At 67.2% G+C, this 20,997-nt stretch carries 22 protein-coding genes; 7 read left to right on the forward strand and 15 right to left on the reverse strand.

Translation table 11 applies throughout. The annotated features are described in order from the left end of the window. Nucleotides 1-134: 134 nt before the first annotated feature. Both RBB34_RS13520 and nadA read right to left on the reverse strand, forming a co-directional pair. Nucleotides 135-506, reverse strand: a complete 372-nt coding sequence (locus RBB34_RS13520) for a DUF559 domain-containing protein (protein WP_306119824.1) — start codon at nucleotides 504-506, stop codon at nucleotides 135-137. An 11-nt stretch (nucleotides 507-517) separates the two neighbouring features. Then, nucleotides 518-1,591: a quinolinate synthase NadA gene (gene nadA, locus RBB34_RS13525; protein WP_306119825.1), complete on the reverse strand. Its 1,074-nt coding sequence runs from the start codon at nucleotides 1,589-1,591 to the stop codon at nucleotides 518-520. Nucleotides 1,592-1,729: 138 nt separating this feature from the next. Between nadA and RBB34_RS13530 the strand changes: the two genes are divergently transcribed. Genes RBB34_RS13530 through arsH form a run of 3 tightly spaced genes read left to right on the forward strand, consistent with a single transcriptional unit; the run spans nucleotide 1,730 to nucleotide 3,325 of the window. Continuing rightward, entirely contained in the window at nucleotides 1,730-2,062 is a 333-nt protein-coding gene (locus RBB34_RS13530; RefSeq protein ID WP_306119760.1) for a metalloregulator ArsR/SmtB family transcription factor, read from the forward strand. A gap of 11 nt (nucleotides 2,063-2,073) precedes the next feature. After that, the gene (locus RBB34_RS13535) at nucleotides 2,074-2,568 is read left to right on the forward strand and encodes an arsenate reductase ArsC (protein WP_306119761.1); all 495 of its coding nucleotides are present in this window, start codon (nucleotides 2,074-2,076) and stop codon (nucleotides 2,566-2,568) included. Between the two features lie 10 nt (nucleotides 2,569-2,578). Then, nucleotides 2,579-3,325: an arsenical resistance protein ArsH gene (arsH, locus tag RBB34_RS13540; protein ID WP_306119762.1), complete on the forward strand. Its 747-nt coding sequence runs from the start codon at nucleotides 2,579-2,581 to the stop codon at nucleotides 3,323-3,325. Here arsH and RBB34_RS13545 read toward each other — a convergent pair. Continuing rightward, on the reverse strand, nucleotides 3,322-3,933 hold the full coding sequence (locus tag RBB34_RS13545; RefSeq protein ID WP_306119763.1) for a LysE family translocator: 612 nt from the start codon (nucleotides 3,931-3,933) through the stop codon (nucleotides 3,322-3,324). The genes arsH and RBB34_RS13545 overlap by 4 nt on opposite strands. A gap of 138 nt (nucleotides 3,934-4,071) precedes the next feature. On the opposite strand from RBB34_RS13545, the gene RBB34_RS13550 reads away from it, so the two are divergent. Next, entirely contained in the window at nucleotides 4,072-5,304 is a 1,233-nt protein-coding gene (locus RBB34_RS13550) for an MFS transporter (RefSeq protein WP_306119764.1), read from the forward strand. 14 nt (nucleotides 5,305-5,318) lie between these two features. Here the strand turns inward: RBB34_RS13550 and recO are convergent, their stop codons facing one another. From recO to rpoZ, 8 genes are all read right to left on the reverse strand, one after another. Next, nucleotides 5,319-6,056, reverse strand: a complete 738-nt coding sequence (gene recO / locus RBB34_RS13555) for a DNA repair protein RecO (protein WP_306119765.1) — start codon at nucleotides 6,054-6,056, stop codon at nucleotides 5,319-5,321. 142 nt (nucleotides 6,057-6,198) lie between these two features. Next, on the reverse strand, nucleotides 6,199-7,128 hold the full coding sequence (era, locus tag RBB34_RS13560; protein ID WP_306119766.1) for a GTPase Era: 930 nt from the start codon (nucleotides 7,126-7,128) through the stop codon (nucleotides 6,199-6,201). Continuing rightward, nucleotides 7,125-7,862: a ribonuclease III gene (rnc, locus tag RBB34_RS13565; protein ID WP_306119767.1), complete on the reverse strand. Its 738-nt coding sequence runs from the start codon at nucleotides 7,860-7,862 to the stop codon at nucleotides 7,125-7,127. Before rnc ends, era begins: the two co-directional genes overlap by 4 nt. Continuing rightward, a complete protein-coding gene (lepB, locus tag RBB34_RS13570; RefSeq protein WP_306119768.1) occupies nucleotides 7,849-8,613 on the reverse strand; it encodes a signal peptidase I in 765 nt (254 codons plus the stop codon). The genes rnc and lepB overlap by 14 nt, the downstream gene beginning before the upstream one ends. Before the next feature lie 118 nt (nucleotides 8,614-8,731). After that, on the reverse strand, nucleotides 8,732-9,136 hold the full coding sequence (acpS, locus tag RBB34_RS13575) for a holo-ACP synthase (RefSeq protein ID WP_306119769.1): 405 nt from the start codon (nucleotides 9,134-9,136) through the stop codon (nucleotides 8,732-8,734). Continuing rightward, the gene (locus tag RBB34_RS13580; RefSeq protein ID WP_306119770.1) at nucleotides 9,133-9,765 is read right to left on the reverse strand and encodes a DUF2062 domain-containing protein; all 633 of its coding nucleotides are present in this window, start codon (nucleotides 9,763-9,765) and stop codon (nucleotides 9,133-9,135) included. Before RBB34_RS13580 ends, acpS begins: the two co-directional genes overlap by 4 nt. Before the next feature lie 205 nt (nucleotides 9,766-9,970). After that, nucleotides 9,971-12,271 (reverse strand): bifunctional (p)ppGpp synthetase/guanosine-3',5'-bis(diphosphate) 3'-pyrophosphohydrolase, encoded by a 2,301-nt coding sequence (locus tag RBB34_RS13585; RefSeq protein WP_306119771.1) that lies wholly within the window; start codon nucleotides 12,269-12,271, stop codon nucleotides 9,971-9,973. 115 nt (nucleotides 12,272-12,386) lie between these two features. Then, nucleotides 12,387-12,764: a DNA-directed RNA polymerase subunit omega gene (gene rpoZ, locus RBB34_RS13590; RefSeq protein ID WP_306119772.1), complete on the reverse strand. Its 378-nt coding sequence runs from the start codon at nucleotides 12,762-12,764 to the stop codon at nucleotides 12,387-12,389. Between the two features lie 262 nt (nucleotides 12,765-13,026). Between rpoZ and RBB34_RS13595 the strand changes: the two genes are divergently transcribed. Further along, the gene (locus tag RBB34_RS13595; RefSeq protein WP_306119773.1) at nucleotides 13,027-13,605 is read left to right on the forward strand and encodes an NYN domain-containing protein; all 579 of its coding nucleotides are present in this window, start codon (nucleotides 13,027-13,029) and stop codon (nucleotides 13,603-13,605) included. Between the two features lie 130 nt (nucleotides 13,606-13,735). On the opposite strand, the gene smpB is transcribed toward RBB34_RS13595, so the two are convergent. Both smpB and dapA read right to left on the reverse strand, forming a co-directional pair. Continuing rightward, nucleotides 13,736-14,221 (reverse strand): SsrA-binding protein SmpB, encoded by a 486-nt coding sequence (gene smpB / locus RBB34_RS13600; RefSeq protein WP_306119774.1) that lies wholly within the window; start codon nucleotides 14,219-14,221, stop codon nucleotides 13,736-13,738. Between the two features lie 26 nt (nucleotides 14,222-14,247). Beyond that, nucleotides 14,248-15,159, reverse strand: a complete 912-nt coding sequence (gene dapA, locus RBB34_RS13605) for a 4-hydroxy-tetrahydrodipicolinate synthase (protein WP_306119826.1) — start codon at nucleotides 15,157-15,159, stop codon at nucleotides 14,248-14,250. Between the two features lie 278 nt (nucleotides 15,160-15,437). On the opposite strand from dapA, the gene RBB34_RS13610 reads away from it, so the two are divergent. Beyond that, a complete protein-coding gene (locus tag RBB34_RS13610; RefSeq protein WP_306119775.1) occupies nucleotides 15,438-17,516 on the forward strand; it encodes a lytic transglycosylase domain-containing protein in 2,079 nt (692 codons plus the stop codon). Between the two features lie 11 nt (nucleotides 17,517-17,527). Next, complete coding sequence (locus tag RBB34_RS13615; RefSeq protein ID WP_306119776.1) at nucleotides 17,528-18,511, forward strand: alpha/beta hydrolase; 984 nt, start codon at nucleotides 17,528-17,530, stop codon at nucleotides 18,509-18,511. Between the two features lie 111 nt (nucleotides 18,512-18,622). Here the strand turns inward: RBB34_RS13615 and RBB34_RS13620 are convergent, their stop codons facing one another. Further along, complete coding sequence (locus tag RBB34_RS13620) at nucleotides 18,623-19,441, reverse strand: hypothetical protein (RefSeq protein WP_306119777.1); 819 nt, start codon at nucleotides 19,439-19,441, stop codon at nucleotides 18,623-18,625. 200 nt (nucleotides 19,442-19,641) lie between these two features. Continuing rightward, the gene (locus tag RBB34_RS13625) at nucleotides 19,642-20,763 is read right to left on the reverse strand and encodes a BON domain-containing protein (protein ID WP_306119778.1); all 1,122 of its coding nucleotides are present in this window, start codon (nucleotides 20,761-20,763) and stop codon (nucleotides 19,642-19,644) included. Between the last annotated feature and the right edge of the window lie 234 nt (nucleotides 20,764-20,997).

Genomic DNA, 20,997 nt, shown 5'->3' on the forward strand with positions numbered 1-20,997 from the left:
GGAGAACGGGAGCCCGTGACTGGCGCCGTCACTCAATCGTCGCCGCGTGAGGCTGGGACGGCCGATCGCGGCGCCACTCTCCCCCCTTGAGGGGGAGATGTCCCGAAGGGACAGAGGGGGGTGTGATCTCAGTGTCATGCGCGCCGGGATTCGTCGATGACAGCCACGATGTGCCGGCAAACACCGTCAATATCGCCAAGCACATCATCGTTCCAAAACCGAAGGACCTGCCAGCCAAGGGCATTCAATCGGGCATCACGCTGCCGATCGCGGATCAATTCAGTGTCGAGACCGTGCTGCGAACCATCGAGTTCGACAATCAGCCGGTGCTCTGGACATGCAAAATCGACGATGACCCCGCTAATCGGCATTTGTCGGCGAAACCCCAGGCCCATGAGTCGATGGGCTCTCAGCTCCCGCCAGAGTTTGCGTTCTGCATCGGTCATGCCGCGTCGCATGCGACGGGCATTTGAACGATTGGTCGCTGGTACACGGCGGTGAGGCACCGGGACTACGCTCACTGCTTCAAATTCACCATGCGCTCAACGGCTCCGCGGGCGCGGTCGGCGATGGCCGGGTCGATCGTGACCTCTTCTTTCATCTCGCACAGCGAGTCGAGGATCTTGGGCAGGGTGATGCGCTTCATGTGCGGGCACAGATTGCATGGCGCGATGAATTCGACCTCGGGCACCTCCGAACGCACATTGGCGGCCATGGAGCATTCGGTGACCATCATCACCTTGGCCGGACGCTGGTCGCGCACATAGTTGATCATGCCCGCGGTCGAGCCGGCATAGTCGGCCATCTCGACCACATCGGTCGGGCATTCGGGATGGGCGATGATCTCGATCTGGGGATCGGCATCCTTGTAGGCCTGCAGCTCCTCGGCGGTGAAGCGCTCATGCACCTCGCAATGGCCCTTCCAGGTCAGGATCCTCACGTCGGTCTGGGCGGCGACGTTCTGGGCGAGATATTCATCGGGAATGCACAGGACGGTGTCCGCGCCGAAGCTCTCGACCACCTGCACCGCGTTGGACGAGGTGCAGCAGATGTCGGTCTCGGCCTTCACCTCGGCCGAGGTGTTCACATAGGTGACGACCGGCACGCCCGGATAGCGCTCGCGCAACAGGCGCACATCGGCGCCGGTGATCGATTCGGACAGCGAGCAGCCGGCCTTCATGTCCGGGATGAGAACGGTCTTTTCGGGGTTCAGCAGCTTGGAGGTCTCGGCCATGAAGTGCACGCCGCACTGGACGATGATCTCGGCATCGACCTTGGTCGCCTCCTTGGCCAGTTGCAGGCTGTCGCCGACAATGTCGGCCACGCAGTGGAAAATCTCCGGCGTCTGGTAGTTGTGCGCAAGGATCGCCGCGTTGCGCTCGGCCTTCAGACGGTTGATCGCCGCCACATAGGGCGCATAGACCGGCCACTCGATTTCGGGGATGTGATGGGCGACGCGCTCGTAAAGATGCGCCGTCTCGCGCTCGACCTGGGCGTTCCACTCAAGGTCGGGCCGTTCGATCGTGCCGAATCGCTCGGCCGCGCGGCGGCCAGCCCCGGCGTCGGGGCTCGTCGAAACGGGTGCGGGCATGGCGGAGACGTCCTTCATCCTTTGTCCCTGAAGCTGGGGACCGCGCGTTTCTAGGACAACCCCCCGGTAAAAGGCAAATCGTCCCCCGGCGCGATCGGCGACCTTGACACTGATCGAAATATCATGAAGTATTGATATATGGACAGGGACCAATCGATCGACGCGCTGTCGGCGCTGGCGCACGCAACGCGGCTGGACGTGTTCCGGCTTCTGGTCAGGGCCGGTGCGGACGGCATGGCCGCCGGCGAGATCGCGGATACACTCGCGGTGAGGCAGAACACGATGAGCGCCAATCTGGCCGTTCTCAGCCGCGCCGGGCTCGTGCGGGCCGAGCGGCGCGGGCGCTCGGTGATCTACTGCGCCGACTTCGAAGGCATGCGCGGGCTGCTGGCGTTCTTGATGGAGGATTGCTGCGGCGGCAATCCGGCGCTGTGCCAGCCCGTGCTCGACGAGATAGCCTGCGCCTGCTGAGGGGGCCAATGATGAGCGAGAAGATCTACAATGTCCTGTTTCTGTGCACCGGCAATTCGGCGCGTTCGATCATCGCCGAAGCGATCATCAACCGGGTGGGCGAGGGCCGGTTCACGGGCTATTCGGCCGGCTCGCAGCCCAAGGGCGAGGTTCATCCCTATACGCTCGATCTGCTCAAGGCACTGAACTACAACACAGATTTCGCGCGCTCGAAGAACTGGGAGGAGTTCGCCGCACCGGACGCGCCGCAGATGGACTTCGTTTTCACGGTGTGCGACCAGGCCGCCGCCGAGGCCTGCCCGGTCTGGCCGGGTCAACCGATGAGCGCCCATTGGGGCGTGCCGGATCCGGCGGCGGCGACGGGCACCGAAGCCGAACGGCGCTTTGCGTTCGATGACACGCATCGCATGCTCAACGCGCGCATCTCGGTGTTCACCGCCCTGCCGATCGCTTCGCTCGACAGGCTGTCGCTGCAACAGCGGCTGGATAATATCGGCCGGAACTGAAAAGCCGCCCATGACCGACGATACGGACCGGCGATGGCGCGCCGACCAGGCAATGCCGAACCTTGCCGGCGAATCGCTTGGCGAGATCGATTTCCAGGCGCTGCACAACGCAACCCCCTCGCTGCACAAGGCGCGCGTGCTGATGCTGTATGGCTCGCTTCGCGAGCGCGCCTACTCACGGCTGCTGACCTACGAGGCCGCGCGCATCCTCGAGCACCTGGGCGCGGAGGTTCGCGTCTACCACGCCGACGGCCTGCCGCTGGTCGACGACGCGTCCGCCGACCATCCCAAGGTCACCGAACTGCGCGAGATGTCGCTGTGGTCGGAGGCGCAGGTGTGGTGCTCGCCCGAACGCCATGGCGCCATGAGCGGGGTGATGAAGACGCAGATCGACTGGCTGCCGCTGGCCCCGATCGGCGGCATTCGCCCCACGCAGGGGCGCACGCTGGCTCTCATGCAGGTCTGCGGCGGATCGCAAAGCTTCAATGCGGTCAACCAGATGCGCATTCTGGGCCGATGGATGCGCATGCTGACCATACCCAACCAGTCCTCGGTGCCCAAAGCCTGGCAAGAGTTCACCGACGAGGGGCGCATGAAGCCCTCGGCGCTCTACAACCGCGTGGTCGATGTGATGGAAGAGCTGATGAAGTTCACGCTTTTGACGCGGGACCGTTCGGGCTATCTGACGGACCGCTATTCCGAGCGCGTCGAAAGCGCCGAAGAGGTGCACAGGCGGGTGAGCATCCGCAGCATCTAGCGCTCCGCCAGCGCCAGCCGCATGCCCAGGAACGCGAAGGCGGCGCCGAACGCGCGCCGCAGCCAGCGCATCACCGCCGGCTGACGCATCACATAGTCGCGCGCAAGGGCCGCAAAGGCGCCGTAACCGACGAAGACGACAAAGGTCAGCACCATGAAGGTGAAGGCAAGCCCGAGCATCATCGCGGTCGGCCAGGCGGCGTTTGCCGGCACGAATTGCGGCAGAAACGCCAGGAAGAACAGCGACAACTTTGGGTTGAGAACGTTGAGCGCGATGCCATTGGCAACGATCCTTGCCGGTGCGATCGGGCGGCGCTCTGCGCCGACCTCGAGCGCGCCGCCCTGGCGCAGAACCGACCATGCCATGTAGAACAGGTACAACACGCCCAGATACTTGATGACCTGGAAAGCGACGGCGCTGGCATGCAGCAGCGCCGCCAGCCCGATGATCGAGGCGAGGATATGCGGCACGATGCCCAGAGTGCAGCCGAAGGCGGCGAGCACAGACGGCCGCATCCCCTGCCCCAGCCCGATGGCGAGCGTGTATAGGACGCCGGTTCCGGGGAGCAGGATCACGATGATCGCGGTGATCAGAAATTCGATCGACACTTTCCGGCACACCTTCGGCTCGAACCGATTGCGCCAGCAAGCGCCACGCGGACGATGCTGTCAATCCAGGAAAATTGACTTGGCGCGGGCTGCCGCGCCCCGTACGGTCCTGCCGATCCAAACTGCACGGGTGGTGCCATGACCACGGCGACTGTCCAGCACCGCTCCGACTATCCCTGGCTGATCATCGCGGCCGGCTGCGTGATCGCGGCGCTGACCTTCGGTCCACGGTCCGCGATGGGCTTCTTCCAGATCCCCATGCTCGCCGACACGGGCTGGTCACGCACCGATTTCGGCCTTGCCATGGCGATCCAGAACCTGATGTGGGGGCTCGGTCAGCCCTTTTTCGGCGCGGTCGCCGACCGGTACGGAACCTGGCGCGTGCTCGCGCTTGCCGGGCTGATGTATGCGGCGGGCCTGTTCATGATGGCGATGCCCCAATCGCTGTGGTTCCTGCACCTTGGTGGCGGCGTGCTTGTCGGGCTGGCGGTCGCTGCCGGCTCATTCGGCATCATCCTGGCCGCCTTCGCCCGCCATGTGACGGCCGAGCAGCGCTCGTTCGCCTTCGGGCTCGGCACGGCGGCCGGCTCGACCGGCATGTTCGTGTTCGCACCGTTCAGCCAGGCGCTGATCGGCAGCGTCGGCTGGCAGGATTCGCTGCTGGTGATGTCGGCGCTGATGCTGCTGGTCCCGGTGCTGGCGGCCCCGCTGCGCGGCAATTCCTCCTCGGGCAGCCAGAGCCAGGCGCATATCGACCAGTCCATCGGTGCGGCGCTGCGCGAGGCCTTCGGCCACACATCCTACCTGCTGCTGACGGCGGGTTTCTTCGTCTGCGGCTTTCAGGTCGCCTTCATCACCGCGCATTTTCCCGCCTATGTCTCCGATATCGGCGTCGATGCGCGCTATGCGGTGATCGGCATCGCCGCGATCGGCTTTTTCAACATCATCGGCTCGCTGGCCTCGGGCGTGATCGGGCAGCGCTATTCCAAGCCGATCTTTCTGGCGCTGATCTATGTCGGCCGGTCGATCGCCATAAGCGCCTTCCTGCTGCTGCCGCAGACGGGCACGTCGGTCGTCGTGTTCTCGGTCGTCATGGGACTGTTGTGGCTGTCGACCGTGCCGCCGACCAATGCGCTGGTGGCGATCATGTTCGGCACCAAGTATCTGGGCATGCTGGGCGGTATCGTCTTTCTGTCGCACCAGGTCGGCTCGTTCCTGGGCGTTTGGCTCGGCGGCGTCCTGTACGATGCCCTCGGCTCCTACGATTCGGTGTGGTGGCTGGGCGTCGCGCTGGGGCTGTTCGCCGCGATCGTGCACTGGCCGATCAGGGAAGCGGGTGTGAAGCGAGCGGCGATGCAGGGTGCGCGGTGATACCGGCGCGGTGATCAGGCCGCCGCGACTAGCGCCTTGCGCGTTGCGGCGATGAAGGCGGTACGGCTGTCGGGCGCGGCGATCCCGCGCGCCGACCAGACGTCGCGATCGAGGAAATGGCCGGTCAGGGCAAACGCGTCGTCGAGATCGCCGGCACCGCATCGCCGGTCGCGCTGGGCGGTCAGAAAGGCGGGCAGCGGCAGCAGCCGGTCGGCCCAGGGCGCGCCGGTGTCGCGGTTGACGGCGCGGCCGCTTTTCGGCGAGACATAGGCCAGGTCGTCGGTCGCGCCCGAGCCGGCGCATCGGCTCAGATCGAGCCCGAAGCCGAGTTCTTCCAGAAGGCGCAATTCGAACCGCACCATGAGCGGGCCGGCCAGGGCAGGGTCGGTCAGGTGATCGACGAGCACGCAGGCGGCATCATAGAGCGCACCATGCGGGTCGCGCTCGGGCAGAAGCCGCAAATGGCTCGCCATGAGCTGAATGCCGCCGATCGCGCAGGCGCTCTGCATCAGCCTTGCGGCGGACTGCTCCAGGGGCTCGATCGCATAGGTGCCCAGATGCGCGTCGAGCCGGGCGCGCCATGTCGCCTCGACCCGGTTGCCGGGCTGCAGCACCGGGCGAAGCCGGCGCGAGCGGCCGCCGCGCACCAGGCCCATATGCCGGCCATGTCCCGCCGTCATCAGTTCGACGATCAGGCTGGTCTCGCCATGCAGGCGCGTGCCGATGATGATGCCCTGGTCGGTCCACTGCATGGCTCAGATGTAGCGCCGGCGCCGTGTTGGCGGAAGCCTGTTTTTTGGGATGGCAACGCACCCGATTTCGGCTTCGTCGGGATGCGCCGTGCTTCGGCCGGCATGGCGAGACGGCAGCGCGTTGCGAGCTGAAAGCCCGCACCTAGCCCGAAAAATCGAGCCCCATGGCGCGGTAGCGCTCGGGGTCGTCGCCCCAGCCTTCGCGCACCTTGACGAACAGGAACAGGTGCACGGGCCGGCCGATCAGTTCGGCGATCTCGGCGCGCGCGGCCATCGAGATCGCCTTGATCGCGGCGCCGCCCTTGCCGAGCACGATCTTCTTCTGGCTGCCCCGCTCGACATAGATCACCTGCTCGATGCGCACCGACCCATCCTTGCGCTCTTCCCATTTCTCGGTCTCCACGGTCGAGGCATAGGGCAGTTCCTGATGCAGGCGCTCATAGAGCTTTTCGCGCGTGATCTCGGCGGCGAGCATGCGCTCGGGCAGGTCGGAGAGCTGGTCCTCGGGGTAGAACCACGGCCCGGGCCGCATCGCGTCGGCGAGCGCGTCGAGCAGATCGTCGCAGCCCGAGCCCTTCAGCGCCGAGATCATGAAGGTGCGCGCGAAGGCCATGCGATCGTTGAGCGTGCTGGTCAGTTCCAGAAGCCGCGGCGGGTCGATGGCATCCACCTTGTTCAGGACCAGCCATTTGGGCTGGGCGACGTCCTCGAGCGCGGTCAGCAGCGCCTCGTCCTCCTCGGTGACGCCCTTGCGCGCATCGATCAGCACCAGCACCAGATCGGCATCGCGGGCGCCCGACCAGGCGGCCGAGACCATGGCCCGGTCGAGCCGGCGCCTGGGCGCGAAAATGCCGGGCGTGTCGACGAACACGATCTGGGTTTCGCCATGCACCGCAACGCCCCGGATCAGCGCGCGGGTCGTTTGCACCTTGCGCGAGACGATGGAAACCTTGGCGCCGACGAGCCGGTTGACGAGCGTCGACTTGCCCGCATTGGGCGCGCCGATGATGGCGACGAAGCCCGAGCGGGTCTGCGGGCCGGCCCGGCCGGCATCGGAGGCACCGCCACTCATGGCTCGCTCGCCCATTCGGCCGGCCAGATGCCCTCGCGCACCAGCATGGCGGTGGCCGCGCCCTGTTCGGCGCGGCGCTTGGACGGCCCGCTCGCCTCGGCCGGCTCGCCGTCGCCGATGCGCACCTGCACCTTGAACGAGGGGGCGTGATCGGGCCCCTTCCGGCTGACGACGCGATATTGCGGTGTCAGCGCATGGGCCTTGTGCGCCCATTCCTGCAATTCGGTCTTGGCATCGCGCCGCCCGGCCATGGCGTGGCGGGCGCGTTCGGTCCAGTAGCGGCGGATGAAGCGGCGCGCCGCCTCCAGCCCGCCATCGAGATAGATCGTGGCGATCACAGCCTCGACGACGTCGGCGCGCACGCTCTTCAGCCGCGCCGAGGACAGATCGCCCATGTCCGAGCCCGAGCGGATCAGCGGCACCAGGTCCATCTCGATGGCGACCTCAGCCAGGGTCTCGGCATTGACCAGCGCATTGAGCCGAACGGACAGTTCGCCCTCGTCGGCGCCGACGAATTCGGCGAACAGCATCTCGGCCACGCACAGGCCGAGCACGCGGTCGCCGAGAAATTCCAGGCGCTCATAGTCGACGCCGCTGCCGCCGCGCGCGCTGGCATGGGTCAGCGCGATGTCGAGCCGGTCCAGATCGGCGAAGCGATGCCCGGTCGCCGCCTCCAGCCGGGTCAGCGCCTGTTCGGACACCGGCGCGGCAGGCGCCCCGTCACTGACCGGCATCGCTCGTTGCCGAATCGAAGAAGCGGTCGAAACGCAGTTCGGTCGGCCAGCGCCAGACCTCCAGTGGCGAGGCGCCGCCGGCGATCGAAAAGAAGATGATGTTGGCGCGCCCGACCAGGTTCTCATGCGGCACGAAGCCGACCGAAAAGCGGCTGTCGGCGGAATTGTCGCGGTTGTCGCCCAGCATGAAATAGTGGTCCGGCGGCACGACGAATTCGCGCGTGTCGTCGCCGATCGTGCCTTGGTCGAGATCGAGCGTGCGGTAGCTCACCCCGTTGGGCAGCGTCTCGCGATAGACGCGCACCGGCGAATTGCGCTCGGTGATGTCGGCATCGTCGATCGTGCCGATCGCCTCGCGCTCGACCGGCTCGCCGTTGATGAACAGCGCGCCATCGCGCATCTGCACGCGGTCGCCGGGAAGGCCGATCACGCGCTTGATGTAGTCAAGGCGCGGATTGGACGGCAGCTTGAAGACCACCACGTCGCCGCGCTCGGGCGTGCCAGACCAGATGCGGCCCGAAAAGATGTCCGGGCTGAATGGAATGGAGTGCCGGGAATAGCCGTAGGCGTATTTGCTGACAAAGAGATAGTCGCCCTCCAGAAGCGTCGGACGCATGGACCCGGAGGGGATGGAAAACGGCTGAAAGAGCAGTGTGCGGATGATCAGGGCCAGGATGAGGGCCTGGATGATCACCGAGACGGTCTCCCCGATCCCGCCGGATTTCTTCTCGGTCTTTTCTGCCACAGCCATGGTCCCGTTCTCGAAAATCAAATGGAGCAGATTGTCTGGTGCGCTGTCGATGCGCTCTTAGCGTGTCGGTTTCGTTGCGGCAATGCGGGCCCCGATCAAACCCCGGTCATCGGCGCGATCACGCGCTCGCGCGCACCGCCTCGATGATCACGAATGCCTGCGCCAGGGGGTGATCGTCGGTTATCGTCAGGTGTATGGCGGCTTCATGACCATCGGGCAGCAGCGCATCGAGCCTTGCGCGTGCGCCGTTGGTCAGGTGCATGGTCGGCTTGCCGCCGGGCAGGTTGACCACGCCCATGTCGCGCCAGTAGACGCCGCGGGCAATGCCCGTGCCCAGCGCCTTGGCGCAGGCTTCCTTGGCGGCAAAGCGCTTGGCATAGGAGGCCGCGCGCATGCGCCGGCGGTCCGACTTCTGGCGCTCGATCTCGGTGAACACACGTGCGATGAACCGCTCGCCATGGCGCTCGAGCGCCTTTTCGACCCGCCGGATGTCGATGAGGTCGCTCCCCAGCCCGACGATCATGAGTTCTCCTGCGCGTTGGCGGCGGCCGCCATCGGCGCCGTGCCCTGCTGCGCCGTGCCCTGCTGCGCCTTGCCCTGCTGCGCCTTGACGATGGCCTTTTCGGCCTTGCGCGCGGCGCGCCGGGTCTGAAACCCGATCACCGCTGCGCGTGTGACCGCATAGGCGACGGCGCCCGCGGCAAGACCCAGCGGGATGCCGCCGACCAGCATCGGCTTGATCCATGGATCCCACAGCGCGGCGAAGCCGCTTTGCGCCCACACCTCGCCGAAGCGGGCACCATCGGCCTGACCCTCGATGCCCAGGATCCAGCGGCCCGTGCCGAGCGCGCCCGCCCAGATCATCGGAAAGGTCAGCGGATTGCCGATCGCCGTGCCGAGCGCGGCCGCGATCATCGAACCGCGCACCAGGAAGGCGACAAGGAAGGACAGGATGAAGTGAAAGCCCATCAGCGGCGTGAACGATGCGAAAGCGCCAGCGGCAACGCCGGCGGCGATGGCGTGCGGCGTTGCGCGAATGCGCAGCACGCGCTTGCCGTAATAGCGCATCGAACGGGCATAGTTGCGGCGCGGCAGCAGCCAGACGCGCAGCCGCGTCCATGCATCTTCCCTGTTGCGCCTCTTGAACAGCATTGCCGCCCCGATTCATCTGTTGTCGGCCAGAACGGATCGCACCGATGCCTTTCGGCGCCGGGCACTGGGCCCGTCAAACCCTTTCGGCGCCCCTTACCTACGGAAACCACCCTTGCCGAACCGTTGAAATACGCCTCGATCGGTTCGGCTTCAAGCAGGGCGGCCAGTGGACGCCCGCCGCTTCGGCGCCAAAGCGCCCCGGCCGTCAGCCATTGACCCGTTCGGCGGTCGATACCGCCTCGCTGTCGCGCAACTGGCCGAGCAGCCGCGTGAGGTGGCGGATGTCCCAGACCTCCAGATCGAAAATCATCTCGGTGAAATCGGGCGCCGTGCGCACCATGGACAGCGTGTGGATATTGGCATCGTTGTTGGCGATGACGGTGGCGATCTCGGCGAGCGAGCCCGGCGCGTTGACGGCGGTGACGACGATCTGCGCGGGAAAGCGCGTGCGCCGGCTCTGGTCGAGATCCCAACGCACGTCGATCCAGCGGTCGGGCTGGTCGTCATAGGCGGCGAGCGCCGGCGACTGGATGGGATAGATGGTGATGCCCTTGCCCGGCGTCGAGATGCCGACGATGCGGTCGCCGGGCACCGCGCCCTCGGGCGAAAAGCGCACCGGCAGGTCGCCGGCCGCGCCGCGGATCGGCAAGGTGGGATCGCTGCCGGGTTCGTCGTCGCCGGTCGCGCCATCGCCATTGGCCGGTTTGCGTCGCGCGTCGGGAAAGCGGAACATCATGCCGCTGGCGTCGGTCAGGTTGAACCAGCCCTCGCCCAGCAGTTCGGCATGGGCCGGCGTGCTCAGGCGCTCGTCCTTGAAGTCGGGAAACACCGCCTTGATGACGTGGTTGGGCGCCAGTTCGCCCCGGCCGACGGCGGCGAGCACGTCCTCGACCTCCTTGTGGGCCAGCCGCTCCAGCCCGTCCTTGAGGATCTCGCGCGAAAACGGCCGGCCGGCGCGCTCGAACGCGCGCTCCAGAATGCGGTGGCCGAGCCCGGAATACTGCTTGCGCACGGCCGCGCGCGTCGCCCGCCGGATCGCCGCGCGCGCCTTGCCGGTCTTGACCAGGCTCTCCCAGGCGGCCGGCGGCGCGGCACTGCCCGAACGGATGATCTCGACCTCGTCGCCGTTCTCGAGCCGGGTGACGAGCGGCATGATGCGGCCGTTGATCTTGGCACCGACGCAGGAATTGCCGACATCGGTATGCACCGCATAGGCGAAATCGACCGGTATGGCGCCGCGCGGCAGCGCGATCAGCCGGCCCTTGGGCGTGAAGCAGAAGACCTGATCCTGGAACAGTTCGAGCTTGGTGTGCTCGAGGAACTGTTCGGGATGGTCGCCTTCCGAAAGCGCCTCGATGGTGCGGCGCAGCCAGGCGTAAGCGTTGGTGTCCTGAAAGGCGGAGCTGGAAATGGCGCGGCCGTTGCCCCTGGCGCCGGCCATGTCGATGGCCGTGCCGTTCAGGCCCGCAGCGCCGAAATCCTTGTAGATGGTGTGCGCGGCAACCCCGTATTCGGCCACCTCATGCATCTGGTGGGTGCGGATCTGCAGTTCCACACGCTGCTTGGAGGGCCCGACAATGGTGGTGTGGATCGACCGGTAGTCGTTCTGCTTGGGCGTGGAGATGTAATCCTTGAAGCGGCCGGGCACCATCTTCCATTCCCGGTGCACCACGCCGAGCGCGCGATAGCACTCGTCCTCGGTGTCGACGAGAATGCGAAAGCCGAAAATGTCGGAAAGCTGTTCGAACGACAGGCCCTTTGTCTCCATCTTGTTGAACACCGACCAGGCCTTCTTGCGCCGGCTTTCCACGCGCGCGTGAATGCCGTTGTCGGCCAGAAGGCCGCGCAGCGTGGTGGTGATCTCCTCGAGCATGCCGGCATGGCGCTCGGCGATGCGCGTCAAGCGGTCGGTGACGGTGGCGTAGGCTTCGGGGTTGATGTGCCTGAAGGCGAGTTCCTCGAGCTCCTCGCGCATGTCCTGCATGCCCATGCGCCCGGCCAGCGGCGCGTAGATCTCCATCGTCTCTTCGGCGATACGCGCGCGCTTGTGCTCGGCCATGAAGTCGAGCGTGCGCATGTTGTGCAGCCGGTCGGCGAGCTTGACCAGCAGCACGCGCACATCCTCGGCGATGGCAAGCAGCAGCTTGCGCAGGTTTTCGGCCTGCGCGGCCTTCCTGGAGACCAGATCGAGCCGGCCGAGCTTGGTCAGCCCCTCGACCAGGCGCGCGGTGTCCTCGCCGAAAAGGGCCTCGATCTCGACGCGCGTGGCCGAGGTGTCCTCGATGGTGTCGTGCAGAAGGCCGACCGCGATGGTGCTTTCGTCCATGTGCATGTCGGTGAGGATGGCGGCGACCTCGAGCGGATGGGAGAAATAGGGATCGCCCGAGGCGCGCGTCTGCCCGCCATGCTTCTTCATGGCGTAGACATAGGCCTTGTTGAGCAGCGCCTCGTTGACCTGCGGCCTGTAGCGCTGGACGCGCTCGACAAGCTCGTACTGCCGCATCATTGGTCGCCAAACCTCACACGCAATGAACGCGCCGGCCAGCGGCCGACGCGCTCAATATAGGCACGGATTGCAACGAGCGGAACCGCGAGCGGCGCCGATGCGGCGGTCGAGGCGCTCAGTCGTCGGTCTTTTCTGGGGGCACGAGCCCCTCGATGCCGGCGAGCAGTTCCTCTTCGGTCATCTGGCCGCCGCCGAAGGTGATCTGCTCGGGCGCCTCGGGCGCATCGGCGGTCTCGGGCACGTCCTCGGCCTCGGGCTCGTCGACCTCGACATGCTTTTGCAGCGAGTGGATCAGATCTTCCTCGAGGTCGCCGGGCGACAGCGTCTGGTCGGCAATCTCGCGCAGCGCGACGACCGGGTTCTTGTCGTTGTCGCGGTCGACGGTGATCGGAGCGCCCTGGGAGATCTGGCGGGCGCGATGGGCGGCCAGGAGCACGAGATCGAACCGGTTGTCGACCTTGTCAATGCAGTCTTCGACGGTCACGCGGGCCATGGGGGCGCTCCTTCGTGTCGTAACGGGAATGTTTCGGAGTTGGGCGGCATATAGCCCGCGTGCGCTGCGCGCGCAAGGCGCCAAGGCTGTGCCATGCATTCAAAACATCGCGAAAATGCGGCAAAGGCCGCGTGCTGGCGCCGTGTCGTGGAACAAATCCTGGCGATTGCCCGCCAATGCGCTTGATTTGGCCCGCAAGCCATGAAAAGCCAGGGGCAACGGGCCAACCACGATCACAGCCATACATTTGACGGGCAAGACAATGTTCGACCAGCGCGAGAAGATCGCACTCTTCATCGACGGGGCAAACCTTTACGCGGCAGCCAAGGCGCTCGGTTTCGACATCGATTATCGCAAGCTGCTCGAACACTTCCACAAGCGCGGCTATCTCATGCGCGCCTACTACTACACCGCGCTCATCGAAGATCAGGAGTATTCGTCGATCCGTCCGCTGATCGACTGGCTCGACTACAATGGCTACAAGGTGATCACCAAGCCGGCCAAGGAGTTCACGGACTCCACCGGCCGCCGCAAGATCAAGGGCAACATGGACATCGAGCTGACGATCGACGCCATGGAGCTGTCGGCGGTGATCGACCATGCGGTGCTGTTTTCCGGCGACGGCGACTTCCGCGTGCTGGTGGACGCACTGCAACGGCGCGGATGCAAGGTCTCGGTGGTCTCGACCATGGCCTCCCAGCCGCCGATGATCGCCGACGATCTGCGCCGCAATGCCGACCACTTCATCGATCTGAAATCGCTGGAGGGCGAGATCGGCCGCGCTGCGTCGGATCGTGCGGCGGCGCGCGGCGCCGATGAATACGACGCTGTTGATGGGTGATGTGGCGTGCGGTTGGGGCGTCGGTCGCAGCGGGTCGGTCGTCGGTCGGAAGTCGTAGGTCGTCAAGGCGGCAGGCAAGGCGCTTTCGGTCGGTGCACGACCGACGAACAACGACCGACGACCGACTTCTCTAACCCTTCTCCCGCAGCAGCCGCGCCTTCTCCCGGTTCCAGTCGCGCTTCTTTTCCGTCTCGCGCTTGTCGTGCAGCTTCTTGCCGCGGGCGATGGCCAGTTCGAGCTTGGCCCGGCCGCGATCGTTGAAATACAGTCTGAGCGGCACGATGGTCATGCCCTCGCGGTCGGTGGCATTGACCAAGCGCGCGATTTCGCGCTTGTTCAGCAAGAGCTTGCGGCGCCGTCGCGGGTCGTGGTTGAAGCGGTTGGCCTCCAGATATTCGGGAATGTGGCTGTTGATCAGCCACATCTCGCCATCCTCGAAGCTGGCATAGCTTTCGGCGATGTTGGCCTCGCCATTGCGCAGCGACTTGACCTCGGTGCCGCGCAGCACGAGCCCGGCCTCGACGACATCGCCGATCTCGTAGTTGAAGCGTGCCTTGCGGTTCTCGGCCACGAGCCCGCGGCCGACCGTCGTCTTCTTCTTTTTCGTTGAGGCCATTGACGGAAAGTGGACAGGCGCGCCGGTCAGTTCAAGAGACCGGCGTGGCGCATCGCATCGTCGATGACCGCTTCGGTGGCCGGCTCGACCGTCACCAGCGGCGAACGCACGTGGTTGTGCACCCGGCCAAGCCGCGCCAGGGCGTATTTGGCGCCGGCAACGCCGGGCTCGGCGAAGATCGCCTTGTGCAGGGGCATCAGCCGATCCTGGTATTCGAGCGCCTTTGCGAAGTCGCCGGCGAGCATGGCATCCTGAAACTCGGCGCACAGGCGCGGAGCGACATTGGCGGTCACCGAGATCGCCCCCACGCCGCCATGGGCATTGAAGCCCAGCGCCGTGGCGTCCTCGCCCGAAAGCTGGATGAAATCGGGGCCGCAGGCCATGCGCTGCTCGGAGACGCGCTCGATCTTCGTGGTGGCGTCCTTGACGCCCCAGATGCTGGGAAAATCCGCCGCCAGGCGGCCCATCGTTTCGGGCAGCATGTCGATGACCGAGCGCGGCGGGATGTTGTAGATGATGATCGGGATGTCGATCGCCTGGGCGATGGCGGCGAAATGGCCGTAAAGCCCGCGCTGATTGGGCTTGTTGTAGTAGGGCGTGACGACCAGAAGCGCGTCGGCCCCGGCGCTTTCGGCATGCTGGGCGAAGTCGACCGCCTCGACCGTGTTGTTGGAGCCGGCGCCGGCGATCACGGGCACACGGCCGGCCGCCTCGTCCACGCACAGTTCGATCACGCGCTTGTGCTCGTCATGGCTCAGCGTGGGCGATTCGCCCGTCGTGCCGACCGGAACGAGCGCCCGGGTGCCCTCCTCGATCTGCCAGGAGACATGGGCGCGGAAGCCGGCCTCGTCGAGTTCGCCGGCGGCATCGAACGGCGTGATCAGCGCGGTCATCGAACCGCGCAGTCGGCTGCGGTCGACCAGTTGCCCGTTTGACATGGCCATTCTCCAGTTCCCGGGTCGGCCGAACCCTTCGGCGCCCAATTCAAACAAAAAGCGCGCGACGGCATGTCGCGCAGCCCCACCGGCCTGCCGGGCGATGTCGGTGCACAATAGAGCGTTTCATGGCCGGATGGAAGGCTCCGGCATGCACCGATCGGCGCCAGCCCATTGCCGGCGCGGACAGACACGCCATGTTAGCGATCGTTAACTCCCGGTTAACCGCAAAAGACAAACCTGGTCCCAATGATGCCACGGGGCTCTGGCATGGGCGTGCCATGACACCGATCCGCCTGTTCGTTCTGGCCGGCACCGGGCTGGTCGTGGCCGGCGCCCTCGGGCTTGGCGCCTGGTGGGCGTTGGCGCCGGCCGGCGCGCCCGAGCAAACGCGCGCAAGGATCGGCGCCGACCCGATGCCTACCGCGGCGATCGAAGACGAAAGCGCCACGGCGCCCGCCGATCTGCCCCAGGGCGATCTGGAAACGCTCGATGCGGCGCTGACCGCGCTTTACGACGACAGGCTGGACGAGGCCCGGCGGCTGCGCGACGATCTGCCCGAGGGATCGGCCGACCGCGACCTCGTCACCTGGGCGATCGCGCTTTCGGGCAAGCGGGGCGTCACTGCCGGCGAGATCGCCGATGCGACCGAAAACCTGCCCGACTGGCCGCATCGCGACGTTCTGGCGCGCAATCACGAGCGGGCGTTGGCGCGCGGGCTGGTCAATTCCATCCGGCTGCGGGCGGCCTTCGCCGAGCGCGATCCGGTGACCTTCGAGGCGGCCTATGCACTGGCCAGAAGCCATCTTCTGACGGGCAATCCCGAACGCGCCCATGCGCTGATCGCGCCATGGTGGCACAGCGAGCCGCTGAGCGCGCCGATCGAGATCGAACTGGCCAACACCTTCGCCGAGCAGCTCACCCGGGACGACCATCGCCGACGCTACTTCAACATGATGGCGCGCGACCGCATCCGCTCGGGCGCGCGGATCGCCGAGGCGGCCGGCACGGGCGGGCTGCACAATGCCTGGGCGGCGGTGATCCGGCGCCAGCGCAGCGCCGACCGGCTGCTCGACGAGGTGCCACAGGAACTGCGCGACACCGAGGCCTTTGTTTTCATGCAGGTCAGCCATTTGCGGCACCGCCAGGCCTTCGAGGAGGCGGCCGCGCTGATCGCCCGGTTCGACGAATCGGGCATGATCGCCACCAATCCCGATGCCTGGTGGACCGAGCGGCGGATCGTGTCGCGTTCGATCCGCGAACGCGGCGACATCGAAACCGCCTATCCCATCGTCGCCAACCATTCGGGCGGGGACGCCGAAACGGTGGTCGACGCGGCCTTCCACGCGGGCTGGTATGCGTTGCGCGGGCTGGGCGAGCCCGAGCGCGCGCGGGCCCATTTCGAGGTGATCGAGCAGGTTGCGGTGGGTCCCGCCTCGCGGGCGCGCGGCGCCTATTGGCTGGGCCGGACGGCCGAGGCGGCGGGCGACGATGCGGCCGCGCGAGGCCATTTCGAACGCGCGGCGGGCTTTCCGACGGTCTTTTACGGTCAGATCGCCGCGCAGAAACTGGGGGCGGATCGCCTTGCGCTGACCGAACCGGAGCCGGGGTCCGCCGCCCTTGCGCGCCTTGGCCGTCAGGCGCCGTTCGTTGCGCTCGAGCGGCTCGAACGGACCGCCCATGACCGGCTGCGCAACGCGCTCTATTACGGGCTGGCCGAGCACTATGACTCGCCGGCGCACATTGCCGCGCTCGCCGGGCTCGCCGCGCGCAACGAGCGCCACACCACCGCGCTGCGCGTGGCCAAGCGCGCGGCGTGGCGCGGCGTCGATGTCGGCTTGCTGACCCATCCGGTCGGTGCGATCCCCGCATCGGCCCAGATGAGCCCGCGCGACCGCGCCGTCGCCTATGCGATCGCGCGCCAGGAAAGCGAGTTCAACACCAATGCGGTCTCGCGCGCCGATGCGCGCGGTCTGCTGCAATTGCTGCCGTCGACGGCGCGGGCCGTCGCCTCGCGCATGGACCTGTCCTATGCGCCGGCCAGGCTGACCGACGATCCGGCGTTCAACGCCGCGCTCGGCACGCGCTATCTGGACGAGCAGCTCGCCCGGTTCGGCGGGTCCTACGTGCTGACCTTCATCGCCTATAATGCCGGGCCCGGCCGGGCGCGCGAATGGCTGGAACGTTTCGGCGACCCGCGCGGGCTGCCGCTCGAGGACACGATCGACTGGGTCGAGCAGATCCCCTTCCCCGAAACGCGCTTTTACGTGCAGAAGGTGCTGGAGAACCTGACGGTCTACAAGGCGCGCTTCGGCCTGGATCTGACCATCGCCCAGGACCTGACCACCGGTTCGGGCTGACGAGCGATCCGTTGGCGGGCTGGCGCGCGCCCGTCGGCGCGGCTATCAAGGTGCCGCACCCGACCGTTCACGCCAGACCGCTCCAGCGCCACATGCCCGACACCGCGCCGCGCCACCTGCCCGATTTCGATCCCGGCACCAGCCATTACGTGCCCGCATCCGACGGCCTGCGCCTGCACGTGCGCGAGTTCGGGCCGCGCGCGGCTCCGGCGACGCCCATTGTCTGCCTGCCGGGGCTGAGCCGCAACGGCCGCGACTTTCTGGGCCTTGCCGATCATTTCGCCAATCGCGCCGAGCAGCCGCGACGGGTGATCGCGCTCGACTTTCGCGGGCGCGGCCTGTCGGACCGGGATTCCAATTGGCGCAATTACGCGGTGCCCGTCGAGACGGCCGATGTCGCTGCCGTCCTTTCCGCGCTGGGCATCGGGCGTGCGGCGTTCGTGGGCACCTCACGCGGAGGGCTGGTGGCGATGGTGCTCGCGGCAAGCCGGCCGGAGCTGATCGCGGCGACGGTTCTGAACGATATCGGCCCGGTGCTCGCGCCCGACGGGCTGGCCATGATCCGTCAATATCTGCCGGCCTGGCCGCAGCCGGCCGACTGGGACGAGGCCGTCGCCATCCAGAAATCGCTCATGGCGCCGGCCTTCGGCGCACTCACCGAGGCCGACTGGGCGTTCGAGGCCCATGGCCGGTTTCGCCGGATCGACGGGCGGATCGTGCCCGATCATGATCCCGCCATCGCCCGGACGCTGGATGCGCTGCCCGCCGATCAGCCGGTTCCCGAATTGTGGCCGCAGTTCGCGGCGCTGGCCGAACGCCCGGTCATGGTCATTCGCGGGGAAAACTCGGCTCTGCTGACCGAAGAGACGGTCGGGCAAATGACACGGCGTCATGCCGGCGTGACGGCCGTGCGCGTTGCCGGCCAGGGCCATGCGCCCATGCTGCACACCGCCGGCCTTGCCGGGACGATCGAGGCGTTCCTCGAGGCGATCTGACCGCCGGCGGCCGCGGCGCGCTGACGAACCGATTCAACGGGCGCCTGCAAGCCCTTTGACCGGAATCGCTTTTGCCGCTTTGGCGTTTCGGCCGCACGGCCGTCCGGCCAGTCAACTCGAGCGTTTGCCGGTGCCGGTCTTGCGCCTGGAGAACTCGGTCGCGCCGCCCTGCGCCAGGGTTCTTGCCTGGCCGATCCAGTCCTCGCGCTCGATGCGGCCGGGAAAGGCCAGTTCCTCGCCCCAGCGTTCGGCGTCCGCGTCCGTCCAGCCGGCGATCTGTTCGAAACGGGTGATGCCGCGCGCGTTGAGCGCCTTTTCGTTCTGCGGGCCGATGCCCTTGATCAGCTTGAGGTTGTCGGGCGCGGCGCCGCCGGCGGCGGCCGCCTTGCCGGCCGAAGCCTTGCCCGAAGCGGCCCGTTCGGCGGCGGGTCTTGCGGCCGACTTGGCGGGGCCCTTCGCGTCCGCCGGCTTGGCCTTTGCAGCGGATCGGTTCTTGCCGGCGCTGGCCGACGAGCCGGTCGCCTTGCCGGCGCCGGCCTTGGCCGATTTCGCGCGGCCGGGCTTTGCCGTGGCCGGTTTGCCCGGAGCCGCTTGGCTGGTTTCAGCCTCGTTCCGACCTGGCGGCGGTGCATCGGCATGCGTGGCCGCATCGTCCGCCGGTTCGGTGGGTTCCCGCGCGGCCTTCGCATCGGCTGCCGGCGCGGCAGGTTGCAGGGGCTCACCCGTTCTTGCGGTGGCTGTTGCGTCGGTGGCGGCAATGCCCGCCGGCGCGCCGGTCGGCATTGCCTGCGGCGCCGCGGCGGGTGCCGTGCCCGTGTCTGCCATGGCGGTGTCCTCGGCCATGAACCGGCGCGCCAGGCTGCCCACCATGCAGCCCACGATGAAGGCAATGGCGATCAGGATCGCCGCTTGGAGGATGAAGACGACCATCCGCTGTCTCCCGAAAAGCGCGGCGCACATGCAACCGCGACGCTGCGCCCGAGCGCAATCGTCGAACGGCGATCCGCGCCGCCAATCATGAGCGCGATTCCGGACGCGTGCTGCGCCAACCGACCACGCAGCCCAGGGCGAATGCGATCAGCAGCCAGATCCAGATCTGCGTGACGATGTACCACATCGGGCGTCCTCGCTCATTCGGATCGGTCTTGGGGAGCCGGGGCGGCGTCCTCGCCGCCTTCGGCGTCCGGATTACCCGTGTCGGCCTGCGCATCGGCGTCGCCCGGCGCATCGGCGTCGGCCGGCGCGGGCACGGCGAGCGCGAAATCGATCTCGAACATCTCGCCCGCGGACGTGGCGATGGCGTCCTCGACCGCCGCCCGGCGCGCCTCGTCGGCGACGACCCCGCTGACGCTGACCGACCGGCCGGAGAGCTGGATCGCGCCTTCTTCGAGCGCGGTGACGGCTTGGAGCGCGGCGTCGGCGAAGGCTTCGAACCCTTCGGGCGGATTTGAGGCGATATCCAGCGCGATCTCCACGGAACCGTCGCCGGCGACCGATCCGGCCCGCCCGGACAGAGCCGCGCGCAACTGACGGCTCGAAACGTGGCCGCCCAGCCGCAGGCCGCCATCGGCCCGTTTGGCGATCACGAAGTCGAACGGGTCGGCGGCGGGCGGTGCGATGTCGGCCACGGCCAGATTGGCGCCGGCGGGCAGTTCGGCATCAAGACGCGCCAGCTCGTCCTCATAGGCCGCCGGATCGGCGGCGGTGCCGACGATCGCGTAGTCAGCGTCGGTCAGCGTCACTTCGCCGTCCGTCATGTTGACAAGTTGCAGCACGCCGAAGCGGGCGATCGCGTCGAACCCTTCGGGCGCACCGCGCCCAAGGGCGGTCTCGTCCATCACCGCAATGCCGGGATTGGCGGTCTCGGCGGCGGCGACAAGGTCGGCAGCCAGTTCCGCCGTCGGCACGTGACCGGCCAGCGCAATGCCGTCGGCGCCCTTGCGGGCGGCGAACACGAACGGCTCGATCACCGGCGGCAGGCTCGCCTCGTTGCGCACGCGCCGGACGCCGGGAACATCGTCGATCATGGCCGCCGCGCCGGCCCGAGCGGCCTCGCTCGGCGCCATGCCCGAAAGCGTGACATCGCGGCCGGCAACGCTCACCTGCGCCCATCCGTGATCGTCGACGACGGCGGCGCCGGCCCGGGCGGTCAGATCGTTCTCGATGCGGCCGGAACTGACCAGCGCGGCAAGAAGGGTCAGCACAAGCACAACGACGATGCCCGGCACAATCCATTCGCGCCAATGGGTCATGCTGTCTTTCCCCTCATGGGTCGCATGGCAACGCGCCCTCCGGTTGCCAGGGCGAGTATTGCCGATCGAAGCCCGATATAGCAATGGGCCGGCTGTGGATTTGTCCGGATCGTCAAGGGCAAATGCCCGGCCGGGCAGATCGACGCGACGGCTCCGGCGACAGGGCGGGCGAACACAAGGGGATACGTCAGCGTCCGCGTCCGGCGAATGGCCGGCGGCGGGACCGCGCCCGTC

Origin of the sequence: Roseitalea sp. MMSF_3546, from assembly GCF_030732865.1 — a bacterium.
GTDB lineage: Bacteria > Pseudomonadota > Alphaproteobacteria > Rhizobiales > Rhizobiaceae > Roseitalea.

Coding starts and splice junctions, on each gene's coding strand:
- RBB34_RS13620 (WP_306119777.1), bottom strand. CDS start 19,441: ATGGTCGTCTTCATCCTCCAAGCGGCGATCCTGATCGCCATTGCCTTC.
- dapA (WP_306119826.1), bottom strand. CDS start 15,159: ATGTCAAACGGGCAACTGGTCGACCGCAGCCGACTGCGCGGTTCGATG.
- lepB (WP_306119768.1), bottom strand. CDS start 8,613: ATGGCTGTGGCAGAAAAGACCGAGAAGAAATCCGGCGGGATCGGGGAG.
- arsH (WP_306119762.1), top strand. CDS start 2,579: ATGACCGACGATACGGACCGGCGATGGCGCGCCGACCAGGCAATGCCG.
- RBB34_RS13625 (WP_306119778.1), bottom strand. CDS start 20,763: ATGACCCATTGGCGCGAATGGATTGTGCCGGGCATCGTCGTTGTGCTT.
- RBB34_RS13585 (WP_306119771.1), bottom strand. CDS start 12,271: ATGATGCGGCAGTACGAGCTTGTCGAGCGCGTCCAGCGCTACAGGCCG.
- recO (WP_306119765.1), bottom strand. CDS start 6,056: ATGCAGTGGACCGACCAGGGCATCATCATCGGCACGCGCCTGCATGGC.
- nadA (WP_306119825.1), bottom strand. CDS start 1,591: ATGCCCGCACCCGTTTCGACGAGCCCCGACGCCGGGGCTGGCCGCCGC.
- RBB34_RS13530 (WP_306119760.1), top strand. CDS start 1,730: ATGGACAGGGACCAATCGATCGACGCGCTGTCGGCGCTGGCGCACGCA.
- RBB34_RS13550 (WP_306119764.1), top strand. CDS start 4,072: ATGACCACGGCGACTGTCCAGCACCGCTCCGACTATCCCTGGCTGATC.
- acpS (WP_306119769.1), bottom strand. CDS start 9,136: ATGATCGTCGGGCTGGGGAGCGACCTCATCGACATCCGGCGGGTCGAA.
- RBB34_RS13610 (WP_306119775.1), top strand. CDS start 15,438: ATGACACCGATCCGCCTGTTCGTTCTGGCCGGCACCGGGCTGGTCGTG.
- smpB (WP_306119774.1), bottom strand. CDS start 14,221: ATGGCCTCAACGAAAAAGAAGAAGACGACGGTCGGCCGCGGGCTCGTG.
- rpoZ (WP_306119772.1), bottom strand. CDS start 12,764: ATGGCCCGCGTGACCGTCGAAGACTGCATTGACAAGGTCGACAACCGG.
- era (WP_306119766.1), bottom strand. CDS start 7,128: ATGAGTGGCGGTGCCTCCGATGCCGGCCGGGCCGGCCCGCAGACCCGC.
- rnc (WP_306119767.1), bottom strand. CDS start 7,862: ATGCCGGTCAGTGACGGGGCGCCTGCCGCGCCGGTGTCCGAACAGGCG.
- RBB34_RS13595 (WP_306119773.1), top strand. CDS start 13,027: ATGTTCGACCAGCGCGAGAAGATCGCACTCTTCATCGACGGGGCAAAC.
- RBB34_RS13580 (WP_306119770.1), bottom strand. CDS start 9,765: ATGCTGTTCAAGAGGCGCAACAGGGAAGATGCATGGACGCGGCTGCGC.
- RBB34_RS13535 (WP_306119761.1), top strand. CDS start 2,074: ATGAGCGAGAAGATCTACAATGTCCTGTTTCTGTGCACCGGCAATTCG.